Origin of the sequence: Streptomyces sp. RKAG290, assembly GCF_023701695.1 — a bacterium.
GTDB lineage: Bacteria > Actinomycetota > Actinomycetes > Streptomycetales > Streptomycetaceae > Streptomyces.
The window spans coordinates 3250332-3267292 of record NZ_JAJOZC010000001.1; the positions used below are offsets into that span (position 1 = coordinate 3250332).

11 protein-coding genes, 2 tRNA genes, 1 pseudogene and 1 riboswitch are annotated in these 16961 nt (G+C 70.6%); of the genes and pseudogenes, 3 read left to right on the forward strand and 11 right to left on the reverse strand.

Annotated features, from left to right (window positions below; translation table 11 throughout):
* Positions 1–40: 40 nt before the first annotated feature.
* Complete coding sequence (locus LNW71_RS14075) at positions 41–1741, forward strand: PrsW family intramembrane metalloprotease (RefSeq protein ID WP_250968556.1); 1701 nt, start codon at positions 41–43, stop codon at positions 1739–1741.
* 34 nt (positions 1742–1775) lie between these two features.
* Here the strand turns inward: LNW71_RS14075 and LNW71_RS14080 are convergent, their stop codons facing one another.
* The 4 genes from LNW71_RS14080 to LNW71_RS14095 all read right to left on the reverse strand — a co-directional run bounded on the left by LNW71_RS14080 (position 1776) and on the right by LNW71_RS14095 (position 5955).
* Positions 1776–2720 (reverse strand): aldo/keto reductase, encoded by a 945-nt coding sequence (locus tag LNW71_RS14080; RefSeq protein ID WP_250968557.1) that lies wholly within the window; start codon positions 2718–2720, stop codon positions 1776–1778.
* 192 nt (positions 2721–2912) lie between these two features.
* The gene (locus LNW71_RS14085; protein ID WP_250968558.1) at positions 2913–4064 is read right to left on the reverse strand and encodes a M23 family metallopeptidase; all 1152 of its coding nucleotides are present in this window, start codon (positions 4062–4064) and stop codon (positions 2913–2915) included.
* 11 nt (positions 4065–4075) lie between these two features.
* A riboswitch (cyclic di-AMP (ydaO/yuaA leader) is annotated at positions 4076–4229 on the reverse strand.
* A 277-nt stretch (positions 4230–4506) separates the two neighbouring features.
* The gene (locus LNW71_RS14090) at positions 4507–5655 is read right to left on the reverse strand and encodes a PP2C family protein-serine/threonine phosphatase (RefSeq protein ID WP_250971997.1); all 1149 of its coding nucleotides are present in this window, start codon (positions 5653–5655) and stop codon (positions 4507–4509) included.
* Between the two features lie 226 nt (positions 5656–5881).
* Positions 5882–5955, reverse strand: a tRNA-Met gene (locus LNW71_RS14095).
* Between the two features lie 382 nt (positions 5956–6337).
* On the opposite strand from LNW71_RS14095, the gene LNW71_RS14100 reads away from it, so the two are divergent.
* Positions 6338–6706 carry a hypothetical protein gene (locus LNW71_RS14100; RefSeq protein ID WP_250968559.1) on the forward strand — a complete coding sequence of 123 codons (369 nt, stop codon included), beginning with the start codon at positions 6338–6340 and terminating at the stop codon, positions 6704–6706.
* A 144-nt stretch (positions 6707–6850) separates the two neighbouring features.
* Here LNW71_RS14100 and LNW71_RS14105 read toward each other — a convergent pair whose 3' ends face one another.
* Positions 6851–8050: a flotillin family protein gene (locus tag LNW71_RS14105; protein ID WP_250968560.1), complete on the reverse strand. Its 1200-nt coding sequence runs from the start codon at positions 8048–8050 to the stop codon at positions 6851–6853.
* Positions 8051–8081: 31 nt separating this feature from the next.
* On the reverse strand, positions 8082–8303 hold the full coding sequence (locus LNW71_RS14110) for a hypothetical protein (protein WP_250968561.1): 222 nt from the start codon (positions 8301–8303) through the stop codon (positions 8082–8084).
* A 210-nt stretch (positions 8304–8513) separates the two neighbouring features.
* Between LNW71_RS14110 and LNW71_RS14115 the strand changes: the two genes are divergently transcribed.
* Positions 8514–8924: an SHOCT domain-containing protein gene (locus tag LNW71_RS14115; RefSeq protein ID WP_250968562.1), complete on the forward strand. Its 411-nt coding sequence runs from the start codon at positions 8514–8516 to the stop codon at positions 8922–8924.
* 77 nt (positions 8925–9001) lie between these two features.
* On the opposite strand, the pseudogene LNW71_RS14120 reads toward LNW71_RS14115, so the two are convergent.
* The 5 genes and pseudogenes from LNW71_RS14120 to LNW71_RS14140 form a co-directional block, all read right to left on the reverse strand.
* Positions 9002–9672 (reverse strand): annotated as a pseudogene (locus tag LNW71_RS14120) (FAD-dependent oxidoreductase); the annotation flags it as partial.
* A gap of 209 nt (positions 9673–9881) precedes the next feature.
* Positions 9882–9955 (reverse strand) — tRNA-Lys (locus LNW71_RS14125).
* A gap of 90 nt (positions 9956–10045) precedes the next feature.
* On the reverse strand, positions 10046–11623 hold the full coding sequence (locus tag LNW71_RS14130; RefSeq protein WP_250968563.1) for an amino acid permease: 1578 nt from the start codon (positions 11621–11623) through the stop codon (positions 10046–10048).
* Positions 11624–11703: 80 nt separating this feature from the next.
* Entirely contained in the window at positions 11704–13815 is a 2112-nt protein-coding gene (locus LNW71_RS14135) for a VCBS repeat-containing protein (protein WP_250968564.1), read from the reverse strand.
* 95 nt (positions 13816–13910) lie between these two features.
* Positions 13911–16961, reverse strand: a complete 3051-nt coding sequence (locus LNW71_RS14140) for an FG-GAP-like repeat-containing protein (RefSeq protein WP_250968565.1) — start codon at positions 16959–16961, stop codon at positions 13911–13913.

The window sequence follows — 16961 nt, forward strand, 5'->3', positions numbered from 1 at the left end:
CGCCATGGCCGTTGTCAGTACTCCTCGTTAGGGTCGGGGGGTGTCCGACGGGTCTGTTCAGCAACAACGGCAGTCGCAGCCGGCCGTCCCGGTGCTCGAGGAGCAGCGGGTCGGCGAGATCCTGGCTGCCGTGCCGGAGCGTGGCCAGTGGCGCTACCGGCCGCGCCGCGTAGGCATGCTGTGGCGGAGCAAGACGCTCCGCGTCGTCGCCGTCTTCACCGTGCTGGCCCTCTGCGGCCTGGTCATCCTGGCGCTGGTCCGCGACCAGACGGGGACTCAGGGCTTCCTGGTGGGCCTCGGCCTGGCGGTCCTGCCCGTACCGCTGCTGATGACGGCGTTCCGCTGGCTTGACCGGGTCGAACCGGGCCCGTGGCGCAACATGCTGTTCGCCTTCGCCTGGGGAGCCTGCGCGGCCGCCCTGGTCGCGATCATCGCGAATTCCTTCGCGACCCAGTGGATCGCCACGGCCACCGCCGACCCGGGCGGCGCGGACACCCTCGGCGCCACGGTCATAGCGCCCGTCGTCGAGGAGAGCTCCAAGGCCGCGGCCGTGCTGTTGCTCTTCCTGTTCCGAAGAAGGGACTTCAACGGCGTCGTCGACGGCGTCGTCGTGGCCGGCTTCGCCGCGACGGGCTTCGCCTTCACCGAGAACATCCTGTATCTGGGCAACGCCTTCGGCGAGGACCAGGAGATGGGCTCGGGCTTCGCGTCGGTGACCGTGGCGACGTTCTTCGTACGTGCGGTGATGTCGCCGTTCGCGCATCCCCTCTTCACCGTCATGACGGGCATCGGCTTCGGGATCGCGGCGAGCAGCGCACGCCGCCAGCGGTTCCGCCGTTTCGCACTGCCGGTGTTCGGCCTGCTCCTCGCGATGGGCATGCACGCCCTGTGGAACGGGTCGTCGACCTTCGGCCCGTACGGCTTCTATGCCGTGTACGGGGCCTTCATGGTGCCGGCCTTCGGCCTGGTGACCTGGCTGGCGATCTGGTCCCGGCAGCGGGAGCTGCGCACCCTGGCCATCGAGCTGCCCGCCTACGCCACGGCCGGCTGGCTGTCCGCCACCGAACCGCTGGCCCTGTCCTCGATGCGCGCCCGCGGGCTGGCCCGGGACGCCGCCCGCCGGTGGCACGCGGCAGCCGCGGGCGGCGGGCCGTACGGCCCCGGCCCGTTCGGCCCCGCCCATCGGCCGGCCCCGGCCGGGGCTCAGCTCCGGAGCCAGGCCAAGGCCCGGGGCAAGGCGGCGGCGCGGACGGTCGCCGAGTACGAGTCGTTCGCGACGTCACTGGCCTTCCTGCGCCGACAGGCCCGCCGCGGCACGGCGGGCCCGGACCTGGCCGAGCGCGAGCTGGAGCTCCTGCACCACCTGTGGCAGCGCAAGGAGATCGCCGGACCCGCCCTGGCGTACGCGGCGCAGGCGACCGGCCGCCTGCGCCCCCGCTTCATACCCCGGCCACCCCAGCCGTATCAGGGCTACGGGGCGCACCCGGGCTACGGGACGTACGGGCCGCAGGGCAACCACGCCCCGCACCCGTACCCCGCGCATCCGTACGGCGGACAGCCCTACGCGGCCCCGCCCTACGGAGAGCCGTACAACCAACAGGCGTACAACCAAAAGCCGTACGGCCAGGAGGCGTACGACGGACAGCCGTACAGCCAACAGCCGCACAACCCCGGGCCCTACAGCCCTCCGCCGTACAACCCCCAGCCGTACAGCCCTCCGCCGTACGACCCACAGGCCTAGGGCCGCTCGTTCGGAGCACGCAAACGCAAAGGCACTAGGCGGACGCCTCGGTGAGCTCGGTCAGGTCCTGGTCCGTCAGCTGCAGATCGGCGACGGCCACCAGCGCGGGAAGCTGCTCGACCGTGCGGGCCGAGGCGATCGGTGCGGCAACGGTCGGCCGGCCGGCCAGCCACGCCAGCGCCACGGTCGCGATCTCCGCGTCCCGCTCCTGCGCCACCTTGTCGAGCGCGGCAAGGACCTTCCGGCCGCGCTCGGACTCCAGGTGCTTGCCCGCGCTTCCGGCGCGCGCGCTGTCCACGGCCGTGCCCGGACGGTACTTGCCGGTGAGGAAGCCGGAGGCGAGGGCGAAGTACGGGACGGCGGCGAGCCCGGCGTCGGCTGCGGTGTCCTGGAGTTCACCCTCGTAGGTGTCCCGGGAGACGAGGTTGTAGTGCGGCTGCAGTGCCACGTAACGGGCCAGCCCCTCGCGCTCGGAGAAGGCCAGTGAGGCGCGGAGCCGCTCCGGGCTGATGTTGGAGGCGGCGATCTGACGCACCTTGCCGTCCTTCACCAGCTGGTCGAGAGCGGTGATGATCTCCTCGACCGGGACCGTCTCGTCGTCGAAGTGCGTGTAGTAGAGGTCGATGTGGTCGGTACCGAGCCGGCGCAGCGACTCCTCGGCCCCGGCCTTGATGGTGTGGGCGGAGAGCCCCTTGTACGAGGGGTGGGCGCCGACCTTGGTCGCCACCACGACATCGGAACGGTTGCCCCGTGCGGCGAGCCACTTGCCGATGAGGGTCTCCGACTCGCCGCCCTCGTTGCCGGGGACCCAGGCCGAGTACGAGTCGGCGGTGTCGACGAAGTTGCCGCCCGCCGCCACGTAGGCGTCGAGAACGGCGAAGGACTGCGCCTCGTCGGCGGTCCAGCCGAAGACGTTGCCGCCGAGGGCGAGCGGGAAGACCTGGAGGTCGGAGGAGCCGAGCGTGCGTAGAGAAGTCATGGGTGGCACAACCCGTTCCACCCGCCCCGGTATTCCGTGCCCCATGCAGCTGAAGGGGTGACGGCCGGACAGACCGGCAGCCCTGACGTCGGTGGGTGAGCGTCAGGACTTGCCGGGGTCAAGTGACCGGGAGACCGGCTCAGGGGCACGGCTGGGAGCCGGGAAGCCCCGGCTCCGGGCCGTGCGGCGGCCTCAGACGGTCAGGCCCCGGTCGCGCAGCCACGTCATCGGGTCGATCCCGGTGCCGTCCGGGGTGTGGACCTCCAGGTGGAGGTGCGGGCCGGTCACGTTGCCGGTCGCGCCGACGCGCCCGATGGTGTCGCCGGTGGTGACCTTCTGGCCGACGCTGACACCGATCGAGGACTGGTGGCAGAACCACAGCTCGGTGCCGTCCTCGAGTTCGAGGACGGTGCGGTAGCCGTACGAGCCGGACCAGCCGGCCGACTTGATGGTGCCGCCGTGGATGGCCTTGATCGGGGTACCGGTCGGCGCCGCGAAGTCGAGGCCCGTGTGGTAGCCGGAGGACCACATCGAACCGGCCTCGCCGAAGGTCGACGTGATCGTGTACGAGGAGGTCGGGATGGCGTAGCTGGCGGCGAGCTTGGCGAGCCGCAGGGCCTCCGCCTTCTTCTTGGCCTCTTCCGCCGCCTTCTTCTTCGCGGCGGTGACCTTGGCCTCGGCGGCGTCCTGCTGCTTCTTCGCCTCGGCGGCGGCCTTCTCCGCTGCGGCCTTCTCCTCGGCCTCCTTGGCCACGGCATCGGCCGAGTCCTGCTGCTGCTCGGCCTGCTGGAGGATGCGGGCGCGGAGTGCCTCACCGGCGTCCGTGGTGCCCTGCTCGGCCTCGGCGGTGGTGATGCCGGCCGTCGTCAGCGGGGCGGCAGAGGTCTCGGCCCCGGCCTTGTCCGCCTCGGACTCACCGGCGAACAGCGCGCCGACGCCCGGAAGAGATTTGGCCTCGGGGAGGTTGTCCGAGATCGCATCGGGAAGGGAGATAGAGACCGGCGGCTTGGTCTGCGCGGAGGCCATGCCACCCGCGCCGACGGCCGCGATGACGCCGACGCCGAGGACGGTGGAGCTGCGGGCCAGACCATTGCGCTGCTTGGCGACGCGGTGCTTGCCGCGTACGGGACGGACGGACTCCTCGGTGGGGTTCCATTCCTCCCACGCCCTGTCGGGCTCGGCCGCGCCGGCGCGGAAGCCGTTGCCGAACTCGCTGCCCCGATCGGTCCGGTGATCGGATCCGTAGTCGGTGCCGTAAGCGGCACCGGGCCCGGTTCCGAAGTCATTTCCGGGTTCGGGCACGAACCGGTAGGGGGCTTCGGGGGCAGGCTTGTTGGACGCCACTGGGGCGCACTCCTTTCCTTCCTTCTCGCCTACCGGGTTAGCTGACGGGTTCGGAGCAGGAAGGTCTCCTACGGGTCCCTCCGTCTCTTGACGAGACAGAGATGCCCGATTCACCCCATGTAGGTGGTTCCCCGGTTCCCTTGCGGAATTCGGCGCTCGCGCACGGTGCCGCCTCTGACGGCGGCAGGGACAACCGCGCTGCGTTATCGAACGTTAATAGACACACGGGTCCGATTCCAAGCTGTTCCCACTTATCGTTCACTTCTTGGGCCTGGACTTTACGGGACAGAACCGGGTGGAATCGGGCGAGTTGATCGCCCCTCAGCCATTAGCTGTTTTCTGACGTTGCGTCAAATGTTATGCGGAGTGGTGCGCTTCGGTTACGGACCGTGGCATCCATGACGGGTCACCCTTCACACCCGCTTCACCGCGTCCGCAACCGTCACCCCTCGCCGCCACCCAGTCCCACGATCTTCACGGTCGTACGCCGGTCGGGCTGCCCCTCCGCGGGGCGCAGGACGGCGAGCAGCGCCATGTCGTCCGTCGTCTCGCCACCCGTGTGCAGCCGTACGTCGTCGGTCAGCGCGGACAGCAGCTCCTCGGGCCCCGGGAAGATCCGTCCGCGCAGCCGCTCGGCGGGGTTGTAGAAGACCCCGCGGGCGTCACGGGCCTCGGAGAGGCCGTCCGTGTAGAGCAGGAGCGTCGACCCGGCGGGCAGCTCCCACTCGTCGGCACGGTCCGGCCACACGCCCAGGTCCATCCCCAGCGGCAGGGTGGGCACCGAGGGCCCCAGCACCTCCAGCGCCCCGTCCGTGTGCAGCAGCAGCGGCTCGGGGTGGCCGCGGTTGACGATCCGCACCACGGAGGCACCCGGCGGGATCTCGGCGAGGGCGGCGGTGACGAAGCCCTCGACCGCGTCGAGCCCGCCGCGCCGGTTCGACTCGCGCGCCAGCGCGTGTTCCAGCCGCTGCGCCACCCCTTCGAGCGTCGGCTCCTGCTCGGCCGCCTCCCGGAACGCCCCGATGACCACCGCGACGGCCTCCACCGCATCCAGGCCCTTGCCCCGCACGTCACCGACCACCAGCCGCACCCCGTGCGGGGTGTCCGTGACCGAGAAGAGGTCGCCGCCGACGAACTCGTCCGCCTGCGCCGCCTCGTACCGCGCGGCCACGTGCAGCCCGCCGATCCGGTCGGAGGGCGTCGGCAGCACCGCACGCATGGCGGTCTCCGCGATGACCCGCGCGGACGCCAGCTGCTCGTTGCTGCGCCGTACGACCCCGTTGATCACGACGGCGAGGACCGAGACGGTGAGAACGGTGAGGAGCTCGATGGACGGCACGACCTCGAACAGGTTCTCGTTGTACAGCCGCACCGCGATGACGGCGAGGAACGCGGCGACACCGGTACGGACGGTGCTGGCCAGCGAGAAGAACGGGGCGGCGATCAGCGGGGCCGCCGCGAACAGCGGAATGGCGGTGAAGGCGGGCGGCGTGAGGACGTCGAACACCAGCCCCCCGACGATCATCAGGGCAGGCAGCGCCCGGACGAACCGGCGGGTCCGGGTCTCCCCGGCACCCCTCCCCCGCCGCATTTCCCGCTTCCCCACCTGTGGTCTCCTGCCCGGTGCATCCACGGCCGCGGACGGTACCGCGCACCACCCCCAGACTTCCCGGAGCGCGGTCGCAGGGCGACTCCTCGACGGCCAATGGGGGTACGTGCACGGTGCGGGTCGCACCGGCCGGCGGGCCGACGGCCCGGCGAACGTACGAACGAATCAGACCCGGCACGCTGTATGCATGCCGGGCCTGATTCTTCAGTAGCGGGGACAGGATTTGAACCTGCGACCTCTGGGTTATGAGCCCAGCGAGCTACCGAGCTGCTCCACCCCGCGTCGGTAAACACAACTCTACGGCATGTTCGAAGCACTCATGACCATTCCCCGCACCCGCCCCCAGCTTCCTCGCCGGGTGCGCTTGAGCAGGCAGGCAGGCGGGCGGCCGCGCACGGGAGCACGTACGAGAAGCAGAGCCCGCACCCGGCCATCCCCGCGCCCAGAGCCCAACGTGTCGAAAACGAGAAGGTGTTGCGAGGAACGCGTGTTCTGCCGCAAGGTATCTGCTTGCATCCCCCGGACCGGTGGGCTGCCCGTGTGAGCAGGCTCCGGCGCACGCATGTCACCATGCCCGCGAACCGCTCCCGGTCTCTCATCGCAGCCTGTCTGGAGGGCCTCCGACGATGACCGCACCGCTCACCTCAGCTCCCGCCCCTGCCCCGTGGCCACTCCGGCCTCACCCGTGCGCGGCGCCGTCATCAGCGGCGTGATCGGCGGTGCGTTCGGGGCCGTGATGAGCGCGGGAGTCAACTACGCGGTCTTCGGCATGCCGGACAGCGCGTCCGTCAACGCCGTGAACCACGCGATGTCGGGCCTGATCAGCGGATTCCTCGCAGGCTTCATAGGAATCCTGATGCACCACCGGAAGACCGCCGCGACCGCGCAGGCGGGCTCGGTCGCCCGTACGGAGGAGGCGGTGGCCGCCGCGCCGTCGACCTCAGCGGCTCCCGCGCCCGCCGGAGCGGCCACGACCGTGGAGACCCTGGACGGGGACCCCGTCCAGGCCGCCGCCTCCGTACCGGAGAAGTAGCCGACTCCGCCTTCGTACGGAGGAGCAGCCCACCCCGCCCTCCGTACGGAGGAGCCCAGGGCGCCCCCGCACCCGGCAGCAAGCCTCCTGGCACACCGCACCACCCGCCGCACCACCCGCCTCGCGCCACGGCCGCCGCCCGCGTCATTCGGATTCGGCGATGCGGGGGGTGCCGTCGCCGGGGGCCGGCTTCTCCGCCGCGGTATCCGTGCCGCGCTGGAGCGACTGCAGGATCGCCAGCCCCTGGCCGACGACACCCGCCGCCACCTCGTTGACGCCCTCGGTGCCGTTGAGCACCGTGAGGGAGGCACCGGACATCCCGCGGGCGGCCGCGTCCGCCAGGGCGGGCAGGTTCTCCACGATGCGGTTGGCCGCGATGAGCTCCTGATTGCCGTCCCGCAGCGAGGCGGCGCGAGCCGTGTTGGCGTCCGCCTGGGCCTGGGCGAGGGCCCGCTCCGCGTACGCGCTGCCGTCCGCCTGGAACTTCACCTGGTCACGGGCGGCCTCGGCCAGAGTCCGCTGCCGGTACGCCTCGGCGTCCGCCGGGCGCCCGACCTCCGCCTCCAGCCGCTGGGCGGCCAGACCCGCCTGGCGCTGGGCCAGCGCGGTCTGCTCGTCGATGACCTCGTGCGACGCCCTGGCCTGCGCGAGCGGTCCCGCCTGGGCCGCCCGGGCGTTGTACTGCTCGGTCTCGGCGAGGAAACCGGCCCGCTTGATCGCGGTGTCCCGTTCGTACTCGGCCTTGAGCGCGGCCGCCTGCTGTTCCCGTTCGGTGGCTTCCTGGTCGGCCTTGGCCCGGGCGATCCGCGCCTGACCGGCGACGGCGGCGGCGTGCGGGGCGGCCAGGTTGTCGATGTAACCGGTGGTGTCCTCGATCTCCTGGATCTGGAGCGCGTCCACGACGATGCCGAGCTTCTCCATCTCACCGTGGCTGCCCGCGATGACCTCCTGGGAGACCCGGCTGCGTTCCCGGATGATCTGCTCGACGGTGAGGCCGCCGACGATGGAACGCAGGTGGCCGGCGAAGATCCGGCCCACGAGCTCCTCCATCTGGTTCTGCTCGGACAGGAAGCGCCGCGCCGCGTTGGCGATGGACACGGCGTCGTCGCCCACCTTGAAGACGGAGACTGCCCGGACGGTGAGGCGGATGCCCTGCTGGGTGACGCAGTCCTCGGTGATCTCCGCCTCCCGCAGCGCCAGGGACAGCATCCGCGCCTTCTGCTTCACCGGCAGGACGAAACTGCCGTGGCCGGTGACGATCCGGAACTGCGTGTCCTGCGTCTGCCGTTTCGAACCGGATATGAGCATCGCCTCGTTGGGGGCGGGAACGTGCCAGAACAGCATGAGAGGACTCCTGTCCTACTTCACTTCACAGTCAGGTCGGCAGGCTCTCCACCACCACGGTGCGTGCCGATACGGAGTCGACGACCACGACGCGTACGTCCCTGCCGATCGGCGACGACGACCACGCGGTGTAGGACTCGGACCCGCCCCTCACGGCCACCAGCACTTCGCCCGGTCCGTCCGGCGGGATCGGCACGGTGACCCGGCCCGTCGCCCCGACCGGACTGCGGGCGGACTCATCTGCCGCGCGCACGCGCACACCACCGCAGCAGACCCACGCACGGACACGCCTTCACAGTCACGAGGCGACCGCCTCCCGGAGGCACACGCCTCCCTCGACACGTCAACCGTACTCCTCGCACCTCTCGGACAAAGCTCGCGAAACCCACCGGGCGAGTGGGTGAATGCGGTGGTATGACTTATTTCGTATTCACCCATTCGACGCGGCGCCCTGGAGTGGACGATGGACGACTACCCCCTGCTGAACCTGTTCTGGACCATGCTCTGGTTCTTCCTCTGGATCATGTGGCTGTTCCTGCTCTTCCGGGTCATCACGGACATCTTCCGCAGCCACGACCTGGGCGGCTGGGCCAAGGCCGGCTGGCTGATCCTCGCCCTGGTGCTGCCGTTCCTGGGTGTCCTGATCTACGTGATCGCCCGCGGCAAGACCATGGGGCAGCGCGACGTGAAGGAAGCGAAGGACCGTGACGCCGCCTTCAAGGCGTACGTGAGAGAGGCCGCGGCCACCGACGACACGAACGGCGCAAAGAAGAGCAGCCACGTCGAGGACCTGGCGAAACTCGCCGACCTGAAGGACAAGGGCGCGATCTCCGAAGAGGAGTACCAGCGGGCGAAGACCAAGCTCCTCGTCTGAGGCCCCGCACCCCGGCCCACGGCGCCGGTGCGGACCGGTCACCCCGGCCCGCACCGGCGCCTTCGCCGGCCCCGGCCCGAACCCGCCTTGACCCGGCCGGGGTCCCGCGGCCCGTCCGGGCGCAGCCGGTACCAGCGGCAGACGTACGCGATCCCGATGCGGTGGTTCTCCACGACCGCGTCCCCGGCAGCCCGCCTCGGCCAGCCAGCCCGGCACCGGGGAGCGGCGCCCGCCGGCATCCACCACCAGGTCCGCGTCGTGGCGCCCCGACGCGGTCCGCACCCCCGTCACCCGTGGGACATCGCCGTGCCGGTCGAGGACGAGCCCTCCGGCGGGCTCCCCGAGCCGCACGTCGACGCCCGTTTCACGGTGCACCGCCGCGTGCAGGGCGGCTTCGAGCACGATGCGCCGGGTCTGCACCGTGACCAGGTCCTCGTCCCCCGGGCGGGCCGGGGGCGGCGCGTCGAACCACTCGAACTCGTTGCGTTCGCGCGCACCCATGCGCAGCATCGCGTCGTACACGTCCGGCGTCTCCGCGCAGCACGGTGCGGACCGGAGCCAGCAGCCCGTGCGGCTGGTTCGCCTGCGGCACTCCGGGACGCCGCCAGGCGAAGAAGTCCTCGTCGAGATCGCTCCCCGGCCGCCGCGCGTCCCGCTCCAGCACCGTGACCGGATGCCCCCGCCGCGCCAGGAACAACGCGGCGGCCAAGCCGGCGATCCCGCCCCCGCCCATCGCGACCCGTGTCAATGCGGCCCCCTCCACGCCGTGTTGCACAGCAACCGTAGCCCAGGCACCTCCTTGCCCGGGAGGCGCCGGAACCGGGCCGGCGACGCTCGCTGCCAGGCCGAGGTGAGCGTTCACCATGCGAATGAGCGCCGCCGGAGCGTGCGCGCGAGATGACCTCGGACACAAAGCAGCCCCAGACCAGAAGCAAGTTCTGACCTGGGGCTGAGGCGTAGGCCGTGTGGGACTCGAACCCACAACCAACGGATTAAAAGTCCGCTGCTCTGACCAATTGAGCTAACGGCCCTCGGCGAATCACCCCCGAGCATAGCCCGCCGCGGCCCGGCCGCCGATCGGGTATCGGTTGCCGGGCCCCGTCAACGTGGAGGTGACCCGCTCAGCGAGGCGTGGTGCGGGCGATCGTGCGCTTGTGATCCGGATTGAGGAACCAGTGACGGGCCGAGGCGAGCCACCAGGTGGCGGCGAAGCCCAGCACCACCAGGACGGCGATCGGGGCGTAGTTGAAGGTCTCCCAGGTGACGGGTGAGACCTGGGGGAGCATGAAGAGCACCGTGATGACCGCCACCCAGACCACCGCGACGACGCCGATGGGCCGGGACCAGCGGCCCAGGTGCCAGGGGCCGGGCCGGAAGTCGTCGCCGCGCAGGAGCCGGAGCAGGGTGGGGATGACGTAGGCGATGTAGAGGCCGATCACCGCGATGGAGGTGACGGCCGCGTACGCGGTGACGTTGATCAGATACGGGAGGCCGAGGGCCAGCGCGCCGATGGTGGCCAGCCAGACCGCCGCCACGGGGGTGCGGGTGCGGGGGCTGACCGTGTGCCAGACGTGGGAGAACGGGAGGGCGCCGTCCCGGGAGAACGCGTAGATCATCCGGCTGTTGGCGGTCACGGACGCCATGCCGCAGAAGAGCTGGGCACCGATCACCACCAAGAGCAGCAGCTTGCCCGTGGTGGCGCCCAGGGCGTCCAGGAGGATCTGGGCGGGCGGGGCGCCGGTCGGGGAGGCCAGGGCTCCGTCGTACGACTGGATGGCGAAGGTGAAGCCGAGCAGCAGCACGAAGCCGGCGATCCACGAGGTCCAGATCGACTGGACGATGCCGCGTGGGCCGGCGGTCGCGGCGTCGTGGGTCTCCTCGGTCATGTGGGCGGAGGCGTCATAGCCGGTGAAGGTGTACTGGGCCATCAGCAGCCCGATCATCACCACGTAGAAGCCGTTGCCCCAGCCGGTGTTGTTCACGAACTCCGTGAAGACGAACGACACCGACTGGTGGGAGTCCGGCACGAAGGTGAGCGCCCCGACGATGACCGCCACCCCGAGCACGTGCCACCAGACGCTCACGCTGTTGAGGAGGGCGACGATCCGTACGCCGAAGGTGTTCAGCAGGCCGTGCAGGAGCAGGATCGCGGCGAACAGCAGGATCGTGCGGCCGGGCGTGATCCCGAAGCCGAACTGAAGGTTCAGGTACGCGCCCAGGAACGACGCCGCCCCGAAGTCGATACCCGCGGTCACCGCGACCTGACCCAGTACGTTGAACCAGCCGGTGAACCACGCCCACGCCGCCGCCGAGCGTGGCGGCGCGAGCCGGTGGGCCCAGAAGTACAGGCCCGCGGAGGTCGGGTACGCCGAACAGATCTCGGCCATCGCGAGGCCGACGAACAGCGTCATCAGGCCGACTCCGACCCAGCCCCAGGTGATCAGGACCGGGCCGCCGGTGTTCATGCCGAACAGGTAGAGCGTCAGGCAGCCGGAGAGCACGGAGATGATCGTGAACGAGACCGCGTAGTTGGAGAAGGCCGACATCCGGCGGGCGAGGACCTGGGTGTAGCCGAGTTCGGCCAGCCGCTCCTCGTCGGAGCCGGCGGACGGGGCGTTCGTCGGGGCGTTCTTCGAGGTGTCCGTCGGGGTGGTGGGGGTGGGGTCCGGGGGTGGGGCACCAACCGAGTCAGTTGTCATGCCCCCAGCGATTCCCTCGCCGGGGGCACGACATGCGCCGATTGCCGGGCCGCATGGGAGCAGGGCGGCCCGTCAGCCCCTCAGAAGATCCCCTTGTACGTCTGCCACCCGGTGGCGATCTGCGTACGGGCCCCGAACGACCCCTTGCCGTTGCCGTTGTTGCGGAACAGCTTCCCCGCCGGATCGCGTACGACGATGTCGTTCCTTCCGTCGCCGGTCAGGTCGCCGACGCCCACCAACGCGTCGTACGAACTCCCCCAGTCCGAGAACACCTTCACCCGCGGCGCGAAACTGCCGTTGCCCAGGCCGTCGTAGCGCCACAGACCGCCGTCGCGGTCGTGACCGAGCAGGTCGGGGCGGCCGTCGCCGGTGATGTCGCCGACCCCGGCGATCTGGGCGTACGTCTTCCAGTTGGTGAAGATCCTGGCCTTCGGCGCGAACTTCCCCCCGGCCACCGCCGCGTAGAAGTACATGTCGCCGGTGGACTTCTGCCTGGCGACGAGGTCGGCCCTGCCGTCCCCGTTCAGATCGCCGGGCGAGGTCAGCACGTCGTACTGCTGCCAGCCCGTGCCGATCGTGGTGTGGCTGCTGCTCGGCGTGTAACCCGAGTTGCCGCAGCGGCCCGCGTACTGGCGCAGCTCGCCGCCCGGCATCCGTACGAGCAGTTCGGAGCAGCGGTCGCTGCCGGTGTCCGCGAGCGGTACGGCGAGGGTGCCGGCCGGCCAGCCGGAACCGGACGACTTGCCCGAGAAGGTGCCCGGGATCTGTCCGAACTGGACGGTCAGCCCGCCGGAGGAGTTGAGGGTGACCAGGTCACCGATGCTGAAGCGGCCCTGGTCGTGGAAGCCGGGCTGACCGCCGCTCATCGCGATGGTCCCGCTCGTGGTGTACGCCCCCGACCCGTCCTCGGCGGTCGCCCGCAGGGTCCAGGTGTGCGGGCCGTTGCCGGTGAACGCTCCCGCGTCCGTCCGGCCGTCCCACGCGACGTCCGCCTCGGTGCCGGAGCCGCCCTTGAGGGTGCGTACGGTGCGGCCGGTCCAGTCCTTGACGGTGTACGTCCAGGTGACGGGCTTGTTGAACTGCCAGGTGCTCAGCCACGCCTCCGGGCCGTTCACACCCTTGGGGTCCATGTACGGTTCGCCGACATCGGAGGCGATCTTCGCGAGGGGCTGCGCCGGTACGCCGCTGGGCACGATGTGGACGGAGTGCGAAGCGTCGACGTACGCGATGTCCCCGCCGAACTTGTCCACCGCCCAGGTCAGCCGGCGCTGGTCGGCGGTGTTCCCGGCGGGCAGGTCGGCCACCGCGCGGGGAGCCGCGGCGCTGCCCGTGTGGAAGTCGGTCAGCAGCAGCTTCCCCGCGGTCCGGTCGTGCCGGACGAGGTACCCGTCGCCGACGAGGGCGGGCCCGGACGGCACGGTGAACGACTTCTTCGCCGTGCGGTCGTACACACCGGCCGCGCCCGTGGTCCCACAGTTCCAGTAGAGCCAGCGCCCGACCGCTCGCACCTCCTTGATCACACAGGGGGCGCCGGTGGCGAGCGTCTCGACGACCTTCCGCTGTCCCAGATCGGTGGCGCTGAGCGCACCGGTGGCCGGGGTCGCCGCCCAGAGCGTGGTGCCCCAGACGGAGGCGGCGGTGGGCTTACGGACGACGGGGTCGGCGGTGACCCTGTGGTTCGGGTGGACACCGGCCTGCTGTTCGGCGGGGGAGCCGCCGTTGACGACCCATGAGCGGCCGCTCAGATCCACGAGCTCGGCGGTACCGGCCGGGTAGTGGGTGCCCCCGAAGTACGAGCTGCCCGACGTCCAGTACTGCACGCTCTCCTGGCCGGCGTTGGCGCCGTCGCCGTCGCCGTCGACGAACACGACTCCGTAGCTCCCGTTGCCCGCGCCGACCAGCTCCACGCAGTCACCGAGGTCACAGGGCACCCTCCTGAGATGAGCGCCATTGGCGAGAGAGCCGGCGTAACCGCGGCTCTCCCGCTCCCCCGTCGTCACACCGTCGGCGGACACCCGGCGCTCGTACACCACCTGATCACCGCTCGGGCTCCGCTCCACGGTGTTCAGCCGCCCGCCGGCGAAGTCGAGGCCGTGGACGCCGGTGGTCGCGACCGTGGCCGGGGCTGGGGCGGTGGCAGGGTCGGCCGTGGCCGGTACGGAGGCCGTCGCGAGGACCGTGGCCCCCACCACGGACCCCACCAGTGCGGCACGGCAACGAACGAACGCGGTCAATGAAGTCAAAGAAGTCCCCTCCCGGGTGACGGATCGGTCGAGATGGAGGCGCATCAGGAGAGCCGGGCGTACATCTGCCAGCCGCCGCCGACCTTCACCCGCGCGGCGAAGGCGCCCTTGCCGTCGCCCCGGTAGCTCCACAGCGCGCCGGACGTGTCCCGCGCCAGCAGGTCCGCCTTGCCGTCGCCGTTCAGGTCCCCGGCCCCGACCAGCGAGTTGTACATGGTCCAGCCCCAGCCGGTCTTGACACGTGTTCCGAACGTCCCCTTGCCGGTGGTCGGGTAGCGCCACACCGTTCCGGAGGCGTCGCGGGCCAGCAGGTCGCCGTTGCCGTCGCCGTCCAGGTCGCCCGTTCCGGCGAGCAGGTAGCTCTGCCAGCCGTAGCCGATCTTCACCCGCGCCTCGAAGAGCCCGTTGCCCTTGCCGCGGTACAGGTACAGATCGCCCGCCGGTGTCCGGCCGAGCAGGTCCGCCCTGCCGTCGCCCGTCATGTCGCCGGGCGAGGTCAGCGCGTTGAACATGTTCCAGCCCGTACCGACCTTCGTGTACGGGGTGGTGGGCTTCAGTGCCGCACCGCAGGCCGGCTTGTACGTGCGCAGCTCGCCGCTCTTCGTACGCACCAGCACGTCGTTGCAGCGGTCGCCGCTGACGTCCTCGAACGGGACGGAGGCCGTCACGGTGTTCGCGCCCGTCCAGCCGGAGCCGGAGACCTTCTTCTCGACCCGGCCCGTCCCCGTGCCCGTACCGGCACGCCAGTCGGCCACCCCGGCCGGCGTGAACGCCAGCAGGTCGCCGAAGCCGTCGTTGCCGACGAAGTCCCGCGGCGCGGCCGCGGCGCCGGACAGCTTCAGGGTGCCCGACCTGGTCAGGGCAGCGCCCTGGCCGTCGGCCGGCTTCGCGGTGAGGGTCCAGGTGTAGGCGCCGTTGGGCGCGTATCCACCGGCGGAGTTCTTCCCGTTCCAGGACGTCGATACCGTCCCGCCGCCTGCGCTCGGACTGCCGGCCAGGGTGCGTACGGCCGTCCCGGTGGCGCGGTTCCTGATGACGATCTGCCAGGAGGCCACCGGCTTGGACATCAGCCAGCGCGCGTTCCAACTGCCGTAGCCCACCTCGAAGGTGGTATCCACCTCGGTCTCGATGGGCGCGACCCGTTCCGTGGCCACTCCGCTCGGCACCAGATGAACACGCTGGTCGGCCGCGACATACGCAACGGGTCCGCCGAACTTGTCGACCGTCCAGTTCACGCCTCGCTCGTGCGCCGATGTACTCGGCAGGTCACCGATGGCGTGGGTGTCATCGGCCGTACCGTCGCGGAACCCGGTCAGCATCAGCTTTCCGGTCGCCTTGTCGTACCGGACCAGGTACCCGTCCCCGATCAGGGCCTCGCCGCTCGGGACGGAGATGTTCTTCCCGGCCGTTCGGTCCCAGACACCCGCGGGGCCGGTCGGACCACAGGACCAGTACAGCCAACGCCCGACCGCCTGGACCTCCTTGGCCACACAGGAGGAACCCGTCGTGACGGTGGAGAGGGTCTTCTGTGTTTCGACGTCAATCGCGGTCAGGACTCCGGGCGTCTTGGTGGAGGACCAGACCGTGTCATCCCAGACCGAGGCGCCTCTGATGGTGCGCGAGAAGGGGTGGGTGTCGTACGCGCCGAGATCACCCACGAACTGCATGTCCGGCCCGGTTCCGTTGAGAATCACGTACCGGCCGGTGAGGTCGACCAGGGAGCCCATCTCGGCGTCCATGCGGAACCAGCGCGGGTCCTCGACCTTCTCGATGGAGCCGACGCCCGTCTCGTTCACGTGATCGGTCTCCACATGAATCAGGTGACCGTCGCCCGACGACCAGAGGCCCTGCTCATCGGGGTAGACCCACCCCCGGTACACGGGATCACTCACCGCAAGGGCACCCGGCTTCGTCGTCACCGTGCGCTCGTAGTAGGACGGGAGGAACATGCTGTCCGGCTCGGTCGTCGCCATGACCCCGTTGGCGAGGGAGATCCGTGAGATACGTCCTGCGACGGCGGCCACGGGCGTCACGTCAGAGAGGGCAAGAGTGTCCGGCGCGACCTTCCGCAGCGCCCAGTGAGCGGAGTCCTCGCCGCCTGCGAAGACGAGACTGCCGTCGGGGGCGCCTGCCATCACCGAGGAGGAGTGCCTCAGCAAGGTGACCGGTTCTCCGCCCGCCGGCGGATAGGCCGTCAAACGGAATCCCGACTGGTCGGCCGAGTCGCCCGAATCGCTTCCGTCGTACCACGTGACCAACAGGGCGTTGCCCGCGGCAGCGATGACGGGAACCTCCCCGTACCGGGCCTGCAGAGCGATCGAGCCCGGGGTCGCCGTCGGACTCTTCCTGGGAACCCAGCGGGCCTCGCCTTTGCCGGGAAGCCAGTACAGCCGGTCGGCGGTCAGCACGATCTGCTTCACGGTGCTGAGAACCGCCGGGCCGGCCGTGAAGTGGCCGGTCGCGATGTCGATCATCCCGAGGTGGTAGCCCCCTCCCGCCTCGGCGTACCGCACCACCAGAGTCGACCCGTCCGCAGCGACTATGCCGTTCACCTGGGCGACTTCGGCCGGCAGGTCGAGCGGCGCCCGCGCTGCGGCCGTCTCCCCTCCGTCCCACTCGGCCAGTTGAAAGCCGTAGCTGCCGAAGGTGCCGGTCCGGGTCAGGAGGTGCGGGCCGGCCCAGGCCACCGCGGTGTGACCCGCCGGCAGTTGAAAGGCGCTCGACCGGCCGGTACTCAGATCCGTGCCGCGAAACTCGCCCGCGACATCGGTGATGATCGTGTCCGAGCCGGCCGGGAACCACTTGGGGCTCCCCAGCCTGTACGCCGCGTCGTACGTCGTGAGCGGGGCGGCGTCGGGCACGTCAACCGTCTTGGTGGTTCCGTGCCAGTCGGTCCACAGCAGTCCGGCGTGGCCCTCCTGCCGGTAGAGCACACCCGACGTTCCCGCCCCGTACGGGATCGTCACCCGCGGCACGTACTGACTGGCCGTGAAAGATACGGATCCGGGCGGCGGTTCCGTGCCCTCGGCCGTGGCCTGCCCCCCGGCAGCCAGTCCGAGCCCCGCTGCCAGTCCGATCGCCAGAGTGGCCGACAT

Bases quoted from the DNA above. Each gene is read 5' to 3' on its own strand.
- LNW71_RS14115 (WP_250968562.1), top strand. From the start codon at position 8,514: ATGGACGACTACCCCCTGCTGAACCTGTTCTGGACCATGCTCTGGTTC.
- LNW71_RS14080 (WP_250968557.1), bottom strand. From the start codon at position 2,720: ATGACTTCTCTACGCACGCTCGGCTCCTCCGACCTCCAGGTCTTCCCG.
- LNW71_RS14105 (WP_250968560.1), bottom strand. From the start codon at position 8,050: ATGCTGTTCTGGCACGTTCCCGCCCCCAACGAGGCGATGCTCATATCC.
- LNW71_RS14130 (WP_250968563.1), bottom strand. From the start codon at position 11,623: ATGACAACTGACTCGGTTGGTGCCCCACCCCCGGACCCCACCCCCACC.
- LNW71_RS14140 (WP_250968565.1), bottom strand. From the start codon at position 16,961: ATGTCGGCCACTCTGGCGATCGGACTGGCAGCGGGGCTCGGACTGGCT.
- LNW71_RS14090 (WP_250971997.1), bottom strand. From the start codon at position 5,655: ATGCGGCGGGGGAGGGGTGCCGGGGAGACCCGGACCCGCCGGTTCGTC.